The organism is Psychrobacter sp. AOP3-A1-26, assembly GCF_052378235.1.
Lineage (GTDB): Bacteria > Pseudomonadota > Gammaproteobacteria > Pseudomonadales > Moraxellaceae > Psychrobacter.
In genome coordinates this window covers 1-252 of record NZ_JBQSXN010000233.1, presented here as the reverse complement: position 1 = coordinate 252, position 252 = coordinate 1, and the positions used below count along the sequence as shown (strand labels likewise).

At 44.8% G+C, this 252-nt stretch carries 1 protein-coding gene; it reads left to right on the top strand.

The window, feature by feature from the left end:
• On the top strand, nt 1-221 hold a 221-nt coding region (locus ACT3TU_RS14420), incomplete at its 5' end, for a transposase (protein WP_444784553.1).
• Between the last annotated feature and the right edge of the window lie 31 nt (nt 222-252).

Genomic DNA, 252 nt, shown 5'->3' with positions numbered 1-252 from the left:
CGATTTATACCACCAATGCGATAGAGTCGCTAAACAGTGTGATTCGAACGGCGGTGAATAAGCGTAAGGTGTTTCCCTCTGATCAGGCAGCATTCAAGGTAGTATATCTGGCAACCCAGCAGGCCTCTAAAAAGTGGTCGATGCCAATCCGTAACTGGACGTCTGCTTTAAATCGCTTTATGATTATGTTTGATGACCGTATCAGCAAGCATTTAATCTAAACGGCAGTTACACAGAATTCGGGATGGTCTC